Genomic DNA, 16,735 nt, shown 5'->3' on the forward strand with positions numbered 1-16,735 from the left:
GCTAAAGCACGACCTACAAAAATCAACGTCACAAGCCGATGTCACCAAACCAAAACTTACAAATACAATGAATTCCAAAAAGGGTAGTCTTTCACGCTTTTAACTAACCCTTTTCGTAAAGGGTTTGCGACAATATAGCGAGCAATATGAAGACGGTCTTCTTCAGCCCGTAGCGCGCGGTCATAAAAAGAGGGTTGCCATAATTTACCACTTCTTTTTAGATGTTTATTTACGTTAAAAGCACTGGCACCTTTCAAATTACCAATAATGGTCGGCAATGTTGAGCTATGCTTTTCAAGTTTTACCAAGCCGTGGAAGTGATCTGGCATTAGAACCCATGTTAACCATGTGCATTTATGGTGTCTTTGATTTGCTTCTATTTGTTTACAAAACAAATGAGCAAGAGAGAAGTCATTGAAATACGGAATTTTATCAAGTGTATTAAACGTAATGAAATATTCGCGGTTGGGTTCTGATAACCTTCCTTTCCTTAGGTCACTCCATGACATAAAGCCTCCTTTTAAATGTGATTTCTTGACGGCCTAAAGGCCGACCTACAAAAAACCAATCCTCATACCATTAAATAAAAAACCTTGACGCGCTAAAGCACGACCTACAAAAATCAACGTCAAAAGTCGATGTTATCAAACCCAACCACGTGTAGGTCGGCCTTTAGGCCGTCAAAAAGCATCCAGCCTTTGCGAAACATCCTTGACGCGCTAAAGCACGATCTTGTACAAAAAACATAACCCTGAATAACGACCTGCATTAATTCTGTGCAGGTCGTTGGTACCAAGGCGATACCATGTCGGTTATGCCGTATAAGCTGTTGCGTTTACTTAGCATTTGGCCACCGTCGCGGGTGAGAGGTTGCCAGTTCAGGTAGCCTCGGCTGTTAGTCGGTTTAAGCGAGACGGTATCGAACGGAATAGACAGATAAAACCCTTTGGTGAAGCTGCCTTCGCCGAAATCTTCTGCAGACATATTGGTTCGGCTGGCGTACGCGCCGATGATCATGCCGCTGTCAAACTGCTTAGAAAAGTCAAAACGGGCGCCAACGTCGGCGGCCAGAAATTTCCCCATGTCGATACGGAACAGGGTGTCTTCTAAAAACGACCATTCAGGTTGATAATAAAAAGACAAATGTCCCGTCGTGCCTCTGGCCAGTACTTTGGTACCATTGCCGTAGGCGTTTTCATCAGCAAAAACACCAAACACCGAGTCGGGATCACGCTGAGAAATCGCATTGACGTCTGCACCAATGGCCCAGTTAGCGTTTGGCTGACGATACAAGACTTCCGTGCCGAACCCAGCAAACATGGTTTCTAAATAACCACCATAAACTTGCTGATACCAATTACGTCCGTAGCGGTCAAACCAGGTCAGTTGCAGGTTATTCAAATTGGCGTCGTTGTCGCGTACATAAGCCCGCACTAGGGTACGAACACGGTAATTAGAGGTGCCGTCTGAGGGAATGTCGAAATTAAGCTTATCGTAATTGTCTAATAGATTAATCGACACAGAGCTGGATAACTCCAGATGTCGGCTAAGCCAATAAGACGCGCCGCCTTTCATGGAAAGACTGTAGATATAAAAATTTTCTGGGCCGCCAAAAGATTGGCTTAAGTGCGGAGCAAAACCGTAATTGAAGCGTTCAACATTGTCGTACAACGGATCATCATCAATGTCTTCTGGTGGTAGCTCGATAATGGCGTCTTTAATAGAGGGATTAAAGTAATCCACCGCCGCGACTTTGCGATAAGCCTGTGCCGATACCTTGGTCGACTTCACGGGAATATTTTGTGATTCCTCAATGATTTTGTAAGCGCTTACGTTCGTTGGCAAGTGGTTTGCCATAACGGCTGCGGCTCTTTCGGTGGCGACATCACGGTCACGGTATTTTGTTTGTTGCGTGACAAAGGTTACCGCGTCGTTTTGTTGGTACACCCTGCTGGTTTTGTAGCCAGCCACGTCTTCTAATTCACGATCCAGTGCGGGCCAATCCACGTCATTTAATGTGGCAGGTTGATCATTGCCCATCGCAGGGGGCGCGCTGTCTATCCAGGGGCTTTTCATAGTATTAAAGTTGGTCGATAACACAAAGCCCAGCGCCACCGTCGTGCCGCGTTCATAACTTAAACGTAGGTCAAAGCCATCGCTGACTTCATACACCGCACCAAAGTTCCAAGGCGTTTTGGGGGTCATGTCCACACGACCACGAGTGACTGGAAAGTCCTGACTGTAGTCGTTGCCATCGTATTCCAGTTTTAAACGCAAAGGCTCGTAAGGGGTCTGATATTCAACCCCTGCGAACAAGGATGCCGGGCCTGTAAACCAACGATTGTAGTCGATGGAACCGCCGTTATCGGAATACTCAGAAATACGTTCACAGAAGCGATCGGCCGCATTACACAGTGGGTTACTCACGTTGCCCCGCGTACCGAAATAGCCCCAGCCTAGCCCGAGTGTAACGTCAAATTCACCATAGTGATCGGTCGAAAAGCGTTTTGTCGCCGCAAGAAATTCGCCATCAAACAGCCCAGTGCCACCAAGATCACGCAAACCGACGGACACTTCTGGTCGCCATTGGTTTTCTCTTAATAGCCTTAATTTAGCGTCAATGCCTTTGTCGGTATATTTGGTGTCACCACTAAAGTCTTCGCTGCCGCTATAAAGAACATCATCAACTTGAGTATAACGCAGCGTGGTTTCCAGCCAAGGCATCAGCTGCAAAGACACAGTGTAAAAGGTGTATTCACTGTTGTCATTATAGCCAAAACTGAACGCGCCTTCTTCTGCCATACGGCCAGATGGCATTTGGATCAAACCAACGCCACCAAGATCCATCTGAGAGGGTTTAAGTTGTGGTCCTTGAAAAGGTAGGGAAAAATAGGCCTTATCTTCTGCGTGCAGCGTGCTGCTCAGCAAAACACCGCACCCCGTGGCAAGACCCGTGACAAAAGTCGTCAAAGAGAAACGTTTAAATGACATTATGGCTCCAAGCGAAAAGCAAACAGGTGGGCGATATTGGCATTCAAATCGCGGTGTTCATCGGACAAGTTTGGCAGCCCAATAAACACCATGGCGCCGGGGCTGAGAAAATATAAGGTGTTTTTCCATTGCAAGTCTTTGGCTTGGTAAATGCTCCGGTCAGCCTGAATAATCCAAACCGAATCATAGGGCTGCTGCGCTTTGGTTACGCCAGAGAATTGCGCCAAGTAGTCGCGAAGTTCACCGCTTTTATTCAAAGGAACCGTCTTAACTAGGTCCTTTACGGCGTCAAACACCGTAATGTGATTTGGACGTTGTGCCAAAAGCAGTGAATATTCGCCTTTTACTAAGGGGTTGAGCTTAGGTTGAGTGCGAACCTTATTAAGATCTAAGACCGCATCCTCACGATAAACCAAATGCAACCGATTGAGGTAATGTACGATATGTTTCGCAGCCGGTGTGTTGACCGCCGCCAGTTGACGTGAAACCGTGCGTTTTTGGTTGATGACGATAGACTGTTTATTTGGATTGATCAGCGCACTGCCAAGAGGGTATATCGGGTATTGCGACTGAGAATAAGCGTCTTGCAAAATCTGAGAAAAGCGCACTTCTTGCGGATAAGACAGGGTAACTTGATTGTGCAGTAGCGTAATGAGGGCGTTATCGGCTTTCACATTCTGTGGCAAAGTGGCGAGGCACAGCAAGCCAGTCAGTAACAGCCCTCTTAATTTAACTGTCGTGGAGAAGGGCATCATAACGGCGAATCCTCGTTGTCGGTATCGGGCGTAAGCGGTTCAATAAAGGGTTTCACCATCAGCATTTCCACCTTGTCCATGTTAGGCCCTAAATATTGGATGCTCTTCACCACAAAAGGGCGAATTGTCGGTGTAGCGGGGGTTAGCCAAAAAAGATTGGTAAAGTGTGCATCTAGGTTTTCAAATCTAACGGTTTCGGCGATCTGTTCGGCGTCTTGGCGCCATAGCTCGGATATCACAGTATCCATACCAAGCGAGCGGGAGGCAACTTGGGCGGTAAAACCATAGCGGTAACCAGGAGACCAATCGTATCTGGCCGTCCATGATGTTGTGCTATTGGGTTTGGGAAGTGTATTGATAAACGGATCAGAAAGAGAAAGACGGCTATTGCCAGCAAAAGAAGCCAAGGCTTCTAAGTTATCGCTGGTAAACCCCGTCGTATGAATAATACGGCCGTTTTCAGTGACAATACTACCAGAATCCTGACTTAACCAAGTCAGTCTATAAGACTGTGTGGTAGGGTTATAATCCGCAAAGGTCAGAATCAAAAGCAAGGGGCGAGTATCGTTGACAGTGACCAAGGTACTGGCATAAGGCAGAGAGGTAATGTACTCAGGGGTAATGGCGTTATCTAAGCCGATCACCGCTTTTGCCGAGTCTAGGCTGCTTTTGAAGTTGGCTGAACAGCCCGTTAAAGTCAATGCGAAAATAAAAAAAGGAAAATGGAGGTTATAAAAAAAAGAGCGCATGAAACAACCAATACATATTAAGGGAAAAGAAAAGCCACCTAATGGGTATTAGGTGGCTTGGAGGTATTAATTTGTATTAGTAGTCGTACCAATAGGGGACGTCGACGTCGGCGTACTGTCTGTCGTTGACGCAACTGCTGCGCTCACCGCCACTGCTGCGGCCGCTGCGGCCGCTGCGGCCAAACCACCAACTGCTGCTGCCGTCGCTGCACCAACACCCGCCGCTGCACCAGCACCCGCTGCCGCTGCACCCGCACCTGCCGCACCAGCTCCTGCGCCGGCACCTGCGCCCGCAGCACCACCAGCGCCTGCGCCCGCACCACCAGCGCCTGCTCCAGCACCGGCCGCTTCACCATATGCTTGGCTAGCTAGGCCAAGTGCTACAATAGTAGCAATCGTTACAAGTTTCATAATATTTCCTTATCATTTAAACATCGATGTTTGAAGAATAGTCTTCACCCCCGATTTTAGAGCAAGAATTGTGACAATGTAAGTTGGGGGAAGGGATATTTGTTAATTTTTTAATCACTTTTTCGGCACTTTTTAGCCATTACGCTAGGTCAGCAACATAAAAATACCCCTTATTTTGTAAAAAACTATGTTTGGCATGAATAATCAAATGTAAAAAAGTGTTCAAAAAACGCCTTGCTTTGTGAAAGCATTGCGTAAGCTGTCTTTATTTTTGCCATGATTTACGACATTATGGGCGGCATCTTAATAATAGTCTGATACGAAGCATGCTCATGAAAGCGTTAACTCGATCAATACAAGGAAATGTGAGCTATTAATGTCCTCGCCAAACGTCAATAAAACTGTGTCTCCGAATGCCACAAAATCCAGCGCTTTCAAGCAGATCGGCGTCAGCCGCGGTCCTGTTAACAAGGCTTTCAGCAAGCTGTTACTGGCGTCTTTTTTAATGAGTTCGTCTATGGTTAGCTTTGCATCGCCTTGGTTAGAAGCCAATGACCCTTTTCTGCGTTCTTCATTATTACTTTTGTCTGACAGCGGTCAAATATCCTCACCGGTCAATCATTATCCTATGCGTTGGTCTTTATTTGGTGATGACTTAACCTACACAAATAGTAGCCGTGACCTTGTATTCGTTGCTAATCAGCAGCTACTTTACACACTCAACACAGCCAAATTGAATCGCGGTAATCGCCTGTTCAAAGTCGTCAATGGATCGAGTTCCGCATTGCCGTCGGGTTTTGGTCAGTTCAACGAAGACGAAAAGGGCATATACACCAGTGTGGAAAACTTGGGGAATGTGTTCTCTTACCGTCTGACGGCGGGTTACAGCGAATACCAAGACGACACCAGTCTCAACATGGACGACAGCTATCTAGCCTACAGTGCGGGAGCGTGGCTCTGGTCCATTGGCAACGTGGACCGTTGGTGGGGACAAGGTTGGCAACATAATCTTATTCTTGGTTCATACGCCAAAGCCGCCCCTGACGTAAGCGTGAGTTACATAGGCCAAAATGCTGTGCTGGGGGTATGGAGTATCGAAAGCATCGTGGCGCAGCCAGCCGGCTCTGATTACGATTACCACAGTGCAACCCGTTTGGTATCAAAGCCGCTCTCGCTATTTGAATACGGTATTACCTACCAGGCTTGGTTTTCTGACATCGATTCGATACAAGATGAAAAACAGCTCGCGCTGGATGCGAAGCTGACCTTACCCAGTGTGGCCAGTTTTTATCACAGCGTGTATGCCGAAGCCGCCTCAACCGCCACCGAGTCTGAATTAGGCGCGTGGTTATTGGGGTGGACGGGCAGCTTCCCGATGGGGGAGAACATGGCTCGTATTGTGTTGGAATCGCAACAAACGACCGACGCCCATGACACCACCCCATGGCTGTCTGGGCGTTATCCATCTATTACTGACAGCGTTGCTAATACAAGCTACGAGCTAGACGACAGCGTTTCCGTTGCCTTGTATTTGCAGCTTAAAAACGATCATCAGATAGGTTTAAGCTACCAGAACTCGACCCTAGATGACGAAACCATAAAAACCAGCCAGTTCACTTATAACTTGCCAGCACTTGCCGGAATGGTGCGAGTAGGGGCGGGGTATCAACGTACGGGTAACAGTGATAAGCAAAGCAATATATGGGCTGGCTATGAGTTTCGTTTTTAAACACGACTCATAAAAACAGTATTTGAATGAACAGCAATCCAATTTTAATTGAACCTAAATAGACCACAGTATGCGATTCAAAAAACGACTCTTACCAATACTAATGATGACGCTAGCGGGAAATCTGCTCGCTTTTACACCGACTGCAGAGCAGATTAGCCAGTTTCAGAATTTGCCTCAGGCGCAACAAGAAGCGCTGGCCCGTCAATATGGTGTGGATCTTGGTTCCTTGACCGGAGGTGCGGCCAATACAGTAACCGCCCCCGTGCAACAGGCACCGGTCTTGGAACCCGTTGTGAGCGAAGCAAAACCGGAGCCCGTCCCTCAGGGTGCGGCAGACAACAGTGGTGGCTTGACTCAGTTTGGTTACGATGTGTTTGGCAACAATAGCCTAGGTTTAACCATAGTGGATAATTTGCCTGTGCCGCTCGATTATCAAATGGGCCCAGGTGATGTGATCAGCGTGCAGATTTTTGGTAAAACCAATCAGAATCTATCGTTAACTATAGACAGAGATGGCTCGATTAACCTTCCCGACATTGGCCCTGTGGCCGTAGCAGGGCAAACATTCGCCCAGTTACGCCAACAGCTCAATGACGTGATTAAAAACAAAACCATCGGTGTGGATGTGTCTGTCACCATGGGCGCCATGCGCACCATGCAAGTCTATATCGTGGGGGAAGCCATACAACCCGGCGCCTACAATGTAAACGGCTTAACCACCATTACCCAAGCGTTGATCGCCAGCGGTGGCGTGAAAAAGTCCGGCAGCTTGCGTCATATTAAATTAATGCGTAAAGGTCAAGTGGTGTCAGAGTTTGACCTATACGATTTATTGCTCAAAGGCGATACCTCAAAAGACCTGCGTCTTTCCTCTGGCGACACGCTTTTTATTCCGCTTCGTGACAACAGTCTCACCATAGAGGGCCAAGTGACACGCCCTGCGGTGTATGAAACCAAAGGCGATACTACAGTGGGGCAATTATTGTCGTTAGCCGGTGGGGCAAAGCCCCAAGCCTATTTGTCGCGCGTCACTGTGCGCCGAGCTACGGCAAACGGATTGCAGCTGTTTAATTTGGACCTTGCGACGTCAGCAGGACGGGGCTTTAAGCTACAAAATGGCGACGACGTAAACGTGTCCGCTGCTTCCACATCTTTACGCAATGCCGTTGCTGTGCGCGGTGAAGTGGTCAGACAGGGCGCGCTGAATTTTACCCGAGGCATGAAGGTCAGCGACGCCATTGGCTCCATGGACGATGGCCTAAAGCCAACCGCCGACCTTAACTACGCCTTATTGGTACGTGAAGTGAACGCCAATCAAGCCATTGAAATTTACCAATTCAGCTTATTAGATGCCTTAACTCAGCAGAATTCTGCGGCCAACTTAACGCTACAAGAAAAAGACCAAATCTTCGTATTTGATAACGGTCTTGCACAAGGGTATTGGTTTGATTCTTATGCAAACAGCAAAGCTAAGCCGTCTGGGATAGACAAAGCCCGTGAAACGGTGGACGTAGAAACCGGAGCGGTGGTTGAACAAGATGAAAGCGCAACACTGAACATTGCTGGGGCAGAAGTAGCGTCCGACGCTGCAGAACTGCGAAAAGCCAGCCGAGAAGCCTTGCTTAGACCCATTATGGACAGATTAAAAGAGCAAGCCAGTTACGGCAATCCAGCGAAATTAATTGAAGTGTCCGGCGCGGTTAAATTCCCTGGCCTGTACCCCTTACCGAAAAACGCCAATGTGGCGTCTCTACTCGCTGCCGCAGGTGGTCTGACACAAGATGCCTACCTGACGTCAGCCGAGCTAACGCGCCGAAAAAGCGAAGGCGATAGATCAACCATTGACCGTATCAACTTTTCGTTAAAAGACGCCATCAGTGGTAAATACCCAGTGGCCTTGAGTGCCCAAGACCATTTGATCGTAAAATCCCAGCCAGGCTGGCAGGAAGGTATGGTGGTTGAGCTGCAAGGGGAGTTTGTTTTTCCTGGTACCTACACCTTTAGACGCGGTGAAACCTTAAAAGACGTAGTAGAACGAGCCGGTGGTTTTACCGAGTTCGCGTATCCTTCTGGGGCGGTGTTTAGCCGTGAAAGCTTAAAGCGTCAGGAAGCGGAAAGACTGAAGTTTATCAACGCACAACTCAAACAAGAAATCAGCGCCATGTCGCTGCGTCGCCAAGGTTCAACGGCGGTGTCAGACCCAGCACAGGCCATTGCCGTGGTGGATCAGCTGGATAATGTAGTACCACTAGGGCGTTTGGTAATAGACCTGAACGACGCAATGAAAGGCGACATTCTAGCGAACTTAATGTTAGAAAAAGGCGACAAGCTGTTTGTGCCAGCCTTAAACCCTGTGGTCAGTATAGTGGGCGAGGTGCAGTTTGCCTCGAATCACACCTACAACCCAGTGTTAACCGTTGAAGAGTACATTGCTTCGGCAGGGGGGACAAAACGTCAGGCAGACACAGACCGCATTTACATCGTCAAAGCCAATGGCTCGGTTGAATTGCCAAACAACTCTTTCTGGTTTAGCCGTAATTATGCCCCGTTGGAACCTGGTGATACCATCATAGTACCGATCAACACCGACTACCTAGATGGCTTGAGCACCTTATCGACGGCAACTCAAATACTCTACCAGATTGGTGTAGCCTGGAGTGCGATCAAAGATTGATCTAACACGCCGTCATAAGGGGTAAAGAGGGCGCGCCCACATGCCAGTCAACTAAGCATATTGCGAACCGACTGGCATGACTTTACCGCTTATGACCAGCTCTTTTTTCTATGCCATGCACACTTTAAAGCGAAGAATGACAATGAACGATAAGTACAACTTTCCTTCCCAACCGTATCCGCACCACGATGACGAAATAGACCTAAAAGAGCTGTTCATAGCGCTTTGGAAGGGTAAATGGATCATTATGTTTACCACCTTCGTGTTTGCCGTAGGGGGCGTGTTTTACGCCTTATCACAACCCAATATTTATAAGGCAGAAGCCACATTAGCCTCTGCGAGCGACAGTAAATCGGGTGGTTTGGCAGGCATGGCAGCGCAATTTGGCGGCCTTGCCTCGCTTGCTGGTATTAACTTAGGTGGCGGTGGTGCCGACGGCAAAGCCATTGCGTTAGCTACCCTACAATCCCGTCAGTTCCTTAATGCATTTATTGAAAAATACGACATATTGGTTCCACTGATGGCGACAAAGGAATGGGATAGATCTCAAGATAAGTTGATATTCAATCCTGATCTCTATGATGCTCAAGCAAAGCAATGGCTTACTAACGAAGCGGGGAAATCATTAAAGCCGTCAGACTGGAGAGCGTACGGCGCATTAAGGGGGATTCTTTCTGTATCCTTCAGCAAGGACACAGGTCTTATTACTTTATCCGTAACACACTTGTCTCCTAGTATTGCTAAACAGTGGGTGGACTGGTTAGTGACAGATTTAAACGCGTGGATGAAAGAGAAATCATTAGACGAAACACGTCGCAATATTGGCTATCTAGAAGAGCAAATCAAAAAAACCAGCATATCCGATATGCAATCTGTCTTTTATCAGTTGATAGAAGAGCAAACCAAAAACCTCATGCTGGCACAGGTACAAGATGAATTTGTTTTTAAAACCATCGACCCAGCCGTCGTACCAGAAGAAAAAGCCGGCCCTAAACGCGCAATCATGTGTATCATCGCTACACTGCTTGGCGGCATGCTCGGCATGGGCATCGTACTCATCCGCTTCGCCTTCGCCAAAAAAGACTAACCCACAACCAGCACCCCATATGTCAGATTCGCCGAAGCACGAGGCGTAATCTGACATCCCCAACCAACTATACGCATCACATCCCGTAGGTCAGATGAGACGAGGCACGAGGCGTAATCTGACATCATCAACCCGCATCATCAACCGGCACATTACACTTCGTTCATGATGCCCTACGAAACCACCAACACATCACCAAACGGCACATTACACTTCGTTCATGATGCCCTACGAAAAAAACAACGTCATCAACCGGCACATTACACTTCGTTCATGATGCCCTACGAAACCACCATCCACATGATCCACACCAACCCATCCCGTAGGTCAGATGAGACGAGGCACGAGGCGTAATCTGACATTCTCAACCAACATTCACTGGGCGCAGTTAGAACGCAGTGACAATGTGTTTTTGCTCGTTCCCACGCTCCTGCGTGGGAACGCATAGTCACTAATGGTCAACCGCGCTGCATTTTGTTAGTATGATTTTTGTCGTTATAGTGTATTTGGAATGAATATATGAACTATCATGAATCACGCTGGAAGCAACGATTTCAAAACTTTTCTAGAAGTTTTATGCTGCTGAAAACCACCACTGAGCTGGAAAAACTATCTGTTATTGAACGTGCAGGAATGATTCAGTTTTTCGAAATATCCTTTGAGCTCGCTTGGAAAGTGCTGAAAGACTATCAAGAAGAAGAAGGCTTTTCGATAAGCAGCCCACGTGACGCAATAAAAACCGCGTTTCAATATCAGCTGATTGGAAACGGCAAAGAATGGCTAGAGGCCCTGAGCGACAGAAATTTAACAGTGCACACTTATCAAGAGGAAACCGCTCAACTCGTCGAGCTAAAAATAAAGTCGACTTATTACCCAATCTTAAAGGATTTTCATCGAAACTTTACTCAGAGACTAACCAAATGATGGAAGCCGACTTTGGGTTAACCTCAACAGAGCTTGAAGAGCTAAATAGCATCATCCAAAGCTTTCATGAGATAGAATCTGTAATGATTTTTGGGTCAAGGGCCAAAGGTACCTACAAGCCAGGTTCTGACGTAGACATCGTTATCTCTGGAAATAAACTAGACCACTCAGTGGTTGCACGGTTATCTAACCAGCTCAATGAAGAAACCACCTTCCCCTATTTCTTTGATATCTTAGATTTAAACACCATAAAATCCGAAGAAATGCTGGCACACATAGCACAATATGGACGAAAAATTGAGCTCAACAAATGAGTCAATGCGTAAACCAACCTGCAACACCACCCAACGCCGGATAACGGTCGTGCCTCCCTCATCCGGCCTACGAAAACATCACGAAACTACCAACGGCACATTACGCTCCGCCGAGAAAATAGAAGACATTTTCCATTGATATTTGTCACTGTTCCTTCCCCTTGTGTCTTTGAAGGGGAAGGCTAGGATGGGGTTTTGCACTCGCTCTGTCCCTTATCCCTGTCCATCTCGTAGGTCAGATGAGACGAGGCACGAGGCGTAATCTGACATTCCCAACCCGCATCATCAAACGGCACATTACACTTCGTTCATGATGCCCTACAAAACCACCAACACATCATCAACCGGCACATTACACTTCGTTCATGATGCCCTACGAAAAAAACCAACGTCATCAAACGGCACATTACACTTCGTTCATGATGCCCTACGAAAAAAACAACGTCATCAACCGGCACATTACACTTCGTTCATGATGCCCTACGAAAAAAACCACATCATCAAACGGCACATTACACTTCGTTCATGATGCCCTACGAAAAAACAACGTCATCAACCGGCACATTACACTTCGAACTAGATAAAGGTCATATTTTCCTCATACGGCCGACAAAAGCGCTCATTTTATAAACAATCTTTAAACGCATTATTTGCATAATCCCTTACCTTAAATTACCATCATTCACTTATTGAACGATCCGCATAAATTCGTCAAAATCTTTGAGGCACGTGCAGATCAATTAGGTGGCATAAACATGTTATTACAGACATTGAATGCAAAAAAAGATGCGATTAACGCTCTGGCTCACCAATACGGTGCGAGCCATGTGCGGGTGTTTGGGTCTGTTGCGCGCGGTGAAGACACCGAAGACAGTGATGTTGATTTTCTGGTTGAATTCCCTGAAGGGTACGATTTATTCAAACAGCGAATGAAATTTAAGCAGTCACTGGAAGCCCTGTTAGGTCGGAAAGTCGACCTCATTCCGGAGCATGAACTGAATAAATATATTCGTAGTACTGTAATGCATGAGTCAATAGAGCTATGAGCAAAGCATGGCAACCCTATGCGCATCATATTTTGGACAGTATGACTAAAATCCGGCGCATCATGGTACGTGGTGACATAGCCGAAGATGATATTCTTTATGATGCGGCGGTCAGAAACCTCCAGACAATGTCGGAAGCTACGCAGAGGCTACCGGAAGAGTTGAAGTCTGCATACCCGGATATACCCTGGACAGAAATCAGTGGCTTCAGAAATATATTGGTACACAACTATCTGGGAGATATAGATCCCGTAACAATTAAATCTGTTATTGAAGAGCATTTATATCCCTTAGAGCTGGTTATGCATAAAATGCTTGACGGTAGCGCTTAGAAAGCAAAAGGATCATAATGTTGATCTCATGATGCCCTACGAAAAACCAACGTCATCAAACGGCACATTACACTTCGTTCATGATGCCCTACGAAATCACCAACACATCATCAACCGGCACATTACACTTCGTTCATGATGCCCTACGAAACCACCAACACATCATCAACCGGCACATTACACTTCGTTCATGATGCCCTACGAAAAAACAACGTCATCAACCGGCACATTACACTTATTTGCTCTAAAATACCCCATTCCAATGAATATCAAACAATCCCAATTTCACATCGCGATGAAAACTTGAATATGGCCAATCACGTGTTGAAAAAACGTAACCATGTTTTACGGGGTTTAAATAACAATAATGGATATGGGCTCTCAAATCGTCATCTGATTTGATCTCATGTTCCCAAAAACGATTTTGCCAAATACTCGATTGATGGTGTGTTTGATTTTTTAGCTTCTTGGTAAACAAAATTTTAATTAACTGCCAACGCCGCGAAAAATCATTATCTCCTTTTGGTAATCGCCAAATGGCATGGATATGATCGGGCAAAACCACCCATGCAATAATATCAAATGGTCGTCGAGATTTTACGTATCGAACACTCTCACGTAAAAGATCAACATGATCAACCAGAACAGAAGAATGTCGATCCTTGACCGTCACAGTAAAGAAAAACGTACCGCCAAAACGCTTACTTCTAATATATCTAGGCATCCATGCCCTCCCAAAAAATATCTTACACCAACCCATCCCGTAGGTCAGATGAGACGAGGTACGAGGCGTAATCTGACATCACAAACCAACTATGCGCATCATATATCGTAGGTCAGATGAGACGAGGTACGAGGCGTAATCTGACATTACAAACCAACTATACGCATAATATCCCGTAGGTCAGATGAGACGAGGCACGAGGCGTAATCTGACATCACAAACCAACTATGCGCATCATATATCGTAGGTCAGATGAGACGAGGTACGAGGCGTAATCTGACATTACAAACCAACTATACGCATAATATCCCGTAGGTCAGATGAGACGAGGCACGAGGCGTAATCTGACATCACAAACCAACTATGCGCATCATATATCGTAGGTCAGATGAGACGAGGTACGAGGCGTAATCTGACATTACAAACCAACTATACGCATAATATCCCGTAGGTCAGATGAGACGAGGCACGAGGCGTAATCTGACATCACAAACCAACTATGCGCATCATATATCGTAGGTCAGATGAGACGAGGTACGAGGCGTAATCTGACATTACAAACCAACTATACGCATAATATCCCGTAGGTCAGATGAGACGAGGCACGAGGCGTAATCTGACATCACAAACCAACTATGCGCATCATATATCGTAGGTCAGATGAGACGAGGTACGAGGCGTAATCTGACATTACAAACCAACTATACGCATAATATCCCGTAGGTCAGATGAGACGAGGCACGAGGCGTAATCTGACATCACAAACCAACTATGCGCATCATATATCGTAGGTCAGATGAGACGAGGCACGAGGCGTAATCTGACATCCCCAACTCGCATCATCAAACGGCACATTACACTTCGTTCATGATGCCCTACGAAAAAACCGCATCATCAACCGGCACATTACACTTCGTTCATGATGCCCTACGAAAACACATTACAAACCAACTATACGCATCACATCCCGTAGGTCAGATGAGACGAGGCACGAGGCGTAATCTGATATCCCCAACCCGCATCATCAAACGGCACATTACACTTCGTTCATGATGCCCTACGAAAACACAACGTCGTCAAACGGCACATTACACTTCGTTCATGATGCCCTACGAAAACACAACGTCGTCAAACGGCACATTACACTTCGTTCATGATGCCCTACGAAAAAAACAACATCATCAAACTTTTATTTCCTACGGCACCACCACCTCACACGCTGGATGTTCTATTTCAATCAATCCCTTTAAGGTTTGCTTGGCATTGTCGTCCCCATGCACCAAATGCACTTTCTTCGGTGGGACGCGCATACGCTTGATAAAATTCAATAAATCCCGTTGCCCGGCGTGGGCGGAATAACCGCTGATCTGCTGTACCTTGGCATTAATGGCATAACGCTCCCCATCAAACACCACATAACCATTTGGTTTATCGTGATACCGCAAAATATCTCGTCCTGGCGTCCCCGCGGCCTGATAACCTACGAACAACACATCGTTACGTTCATCGCCCAATAAGGCCTTTAAATAATTCACAATACGACCGCCAGCACACATGCCCGAGGCGGCAATCACAATAGCTGGGCGGGTTTGGCGTTGTAGATAAGACACAGTTTGTAAATGGGTGGCATGGTCGTCTATCGTGGTGACTTGATCAAAACTCAACGGATGCCGCCCCGCCTTCACGCGGCGTTTGGCTTCCGCATCCCAGAAGGGCTCAAGAGATCGATAAACACGGGTAAAACGACTGGCCAGCGGGGAGTCGATAATGATATCAATGTCTTCCCAGTGTAACGAAACACCAGAGCGGGTTTTGCTCACGGCTTTTTGCTTGTTCTGGTGAATGATGTGCTCCAGCTCGTAGAGCAATTCTTGTGTACGGCCAATACTAAATGCTGGTATCAGTACCGTACCCGAATCGTGCAACGCGTGCTCTAAACTTTGCTGCAGTTTTTGACGACGCGTCGCGCGGTTTTCATGGTTTCTATCGCCATAAGTACTTTCTAAAACCAACTGATCGGCGCGATAAGGCGACTGCGGCGCAGGCAGCAAAGGCGAATAGGGCGCGCCCAAATCCCCCGAAAACACCACATCGTGATACTTTTTTCCGACGGCTTTTAACGGGGGGTGGGTGACCCGAAACGTCACATACGCTGACCCCAAAATATGCCCCGCCCGACACAAACGCACCTGTACGTTGGAGCCCTTTCCGAGCAGCGGAATAGCGGTCCAAGTTTTGTATTCTAACGGCACCAACTGCGATGCCAAACGCGCCAAACACGTCTCAATAATACTGGCATTGCGCGTTACACCCACCTTCAGTGCGTCTTCAATCACCAAAGGCAATAACTCGGCACTGGGTTTAGAGCAATAAATCGGCCCCGTAAACCCCGCTGCCAACAAATACGGCAAACGGCCCACATGATCGATATGCACATGCGTCACCACCAAAGCCCGCACCGTCGATACATCAAACTCAATCGCCAACTGATTCGAATCCGCTCCAGCGCCCGAGGTCTCCGCCCCCTGAAACAAGCCAATATCCACCAATACCGAATTGTCTTCATCTATCAACAACTCATGGCAAGACCCAGTCACCCCCTGAACCGCACCGTGGTGCCTAATATCTAGCATACAAATCCCTCTGCATTATTTTTTTAACAAGTATCAAGGGTATACCATCAACCAGACCAACATCAAACCCGCATCATCAAACGGCACATTACACTGCGTTCATGATGCCCTACGAAACCACCAACCACATTATCTACACCAACCCATCCCGTAGGTCAGATGAGACGAGGCACGAGGCGTAATCTGACATCCCAACCAACGTCACCAAACGGCACATTACACTTCGTTCATGATGCCCTACGAAAAAACAACGTCGTCAAACGGCACATTACGCTGCGTTCATGATGCCCTACGAAACCACCAACCACATTACCCAACGACAACCGTCCAACGCCGGATAACGGTCGTTCCTCTATATCCATT

Annotated in this window: 14 protein-coding genes; 7 read left to right on the forward strand and 7 right to left on the reverse strand. The window is 46.9% G+C overall.

The window, feature by feature from the left end:
• Positions 1–56 precede the first annotated feature (56 nt).
• The 5 genes from DKT73_RS19660 to DKT73_RS19680 form a co-directional block, all read right to left on the reverse strand.
• Positions 57–509, reverse strand: coding sequence for an REP-associated tyrosine transposase (locus DKT73_RS19660; RefSeq protein WP_111640224.1), 453 nt, complete (start codon positions 507–509; stop codon positions 57–59).
• Positions 510–768: 259 nt separating this feature from the next.
• Positions 769–2,991 (reverse strand): YjbH domain-containing protein, encoded by a 2,223-nt coding sequence (locus DKT73_RS19665; protein ID WP_111640225.1) that lies wholly within the window; start codon positions 2,989–2,991, stop codon positions 769–771.
• On the reverse strand, positions 2,991–3,746 hold the full coding sequence (locus tag DKT73_RS19670; RefSeq protein WP_111640226.1) for a capsule biosynthesis GfcC D2 domain-containing protein: 756 nt from the start codon (positions 3,744–3,746) through the stop codon (positions 2,991–2,993). Before DKT73_RS19670 ends, DKT73_RS19665 begins: the two co-directional genes overlap by 1 nt.
• Positions 3,743–4,495, reverse strand: coding sequence for a YjbF family lipoprotein (locus DKT73_RS19675; protein ID WP_111640227.1), 753 nt, complete (start codon positions 4,493–4,495; stop codon positions 3,743–3,745). The genes DKT73_RS19670 and DKT73_RS19675 overlap by 4 nt, the downstream gene beginning before the upstream one ends.
• A gap of 66 nt (positions 4,496–4,561) precedes the next feature.
• Positions 4,562–4,906 carry a hypothetical protein gene (locus DKT73_RS19680; protein ID WP_111640228.1) on the reverse strand — a complete coding sequence of 115 codons (345 nt, stop codon included), beginning with the start codon at positions 4,904–4,906 and terminating at the stop codon, positions 4,562–4,564.
• Between the two features lie 376 nt (positions 4,907–5,282).
• Here DKT73_RS19680 and DKT73_RS19685 point away from each other — a divergent pair, with 376 nt between their 5' ends.
• From DKT73_RS19685 to DKT73_RS19715, 7 genes are all read left to right on the forward strand, one after another.
• Positions 5,283–6,635, forward strand: coding sequence for a capsule assembly Wzi family protein (locus DKT73_RS19685; protein WP_232827944.1), 1,353 nt, complete (start codon positions 5,283–5,285; stop codon positions 6,633–6,635).
• Positions 6,636–6,705: 70 nt separating this feature from the next.
• Positions 6,706–9,312 (forward strand): SLBB domain-containing protein, encoded by a 2,607-nt coding sequence (locus DKT73_RS19690; RefSeq protein WP_111640229.1) that lies wholly within the window; start codon positions 6,706–6,708, stop codon positions 9,310–9,312.
• A 142-nt stretch (positions 9,313–9,454) separates the two neighbouring features.
• The gene (locus DKT73_RS19695) at positions 9,455–10,399 is read left to right on the forward strand and encodes a Wzz/FepE/Etk N-terminal domain-containing protein (RefSeq protein WP_111640230.1); all 945 of its coding nucleotides are present in this window, start codon (positions 9,455–9,457) and stop codon (positions 10,397–10,399) included.
• Positions 10,400–10,918: 519 nt separating this feature from the next.
• Positions 10,919–11,323, forward strand: a complete 405-nt coding sequence (locus DKT73_RS19700) for an HI0074 family nucleotidyltransferase substrate-binding subunit (protein WP_111640231.1) — start codon at positions 10,919–10,921, stop codon at positions 11,321–11,323.
• Entirely contained in the window at positions 11,320–11,637 is a 318-nt protein-coding gene (locus tag DKT73_RS19705) for a nucleotidyltransferase family protein (RefSeq protein WP_111640232.1), read from the forward strand. Before DKT73_RS19700 ends, DKT73_RS19705 begins: the two co-directional genes overlap by 4 nt.
• Before the next feature lie 755 nt (positions 11,638–12,392).
• Entirely contained in the window at positions 12,393–12,683 is a 291-nt protein-coding gene (locus DKT73_RS19710) for a nucleotidyltransferase family protein (protein WP_111640233.1), read from the forward strand.
• Positions 12,680–13,015, forward strand: coding sequence for a HepT-like ribonuclease domain-containing protein (locus tag DKT73_RS19715; RefSeq protein ID WP_111640234.1), 336 nt, complete (start codon positions 12,680–12,682; stop codon positions 13,013–13,015). The genes DKT73_RS19710 and DKT73_RS19715 overlap by 4 nt, the downstream gene beginning before the upstream one ends.
• A gap of 244 nt (positions 13,016–13,259) precedes the next feature.
• Here the strand turns inward: DKT73_RS19715 and DKT73_RS19720 are convergent, their stop codons facing one another.
• Together DKT73_RS19720 and DKT73_RS19725 are read right to left on the reverse strand one after the other, a co-directional pair.
• A complete protein-coding gene (locus DKT73_RS19720) occupies positions 13,260–13,739 on the reverse strand; it encodes an REP-associated tyrosine transposase (RefSeq protein ID WP_111640235.1) in 480 nt (159 codons plus the stop codon).
• Between the two features lie 1,196 nt (positions 13,740–14,935).
• Positions 14,936–16,372 carry an MBL fold metallo-hydrolase RNA specificity domain-containing protein gene (locus tag DKT73_RS19725; protein ID WP_111640236.1) on the reverse strand — a complete coding sequence of 479 codons (1,437 nt, stop codon included), beginning with the start codon at positions 16,370–16,372 and terminating at the stop codon, positions 14,936–14,938.
• Between the last annotated feature and the right edge of the window lie 363 nt (positions 16,373–16,735).

Source organism: Marinomonas shanghaiensis (genome assembly GCF_003259175.1).
GTDB lineage: Bacteria > Pseudomonadota > Gammaproteobacteria > Pseudomonadales > Marinomonadaceae > Marinomonas > Marinomonas shanghaiensis.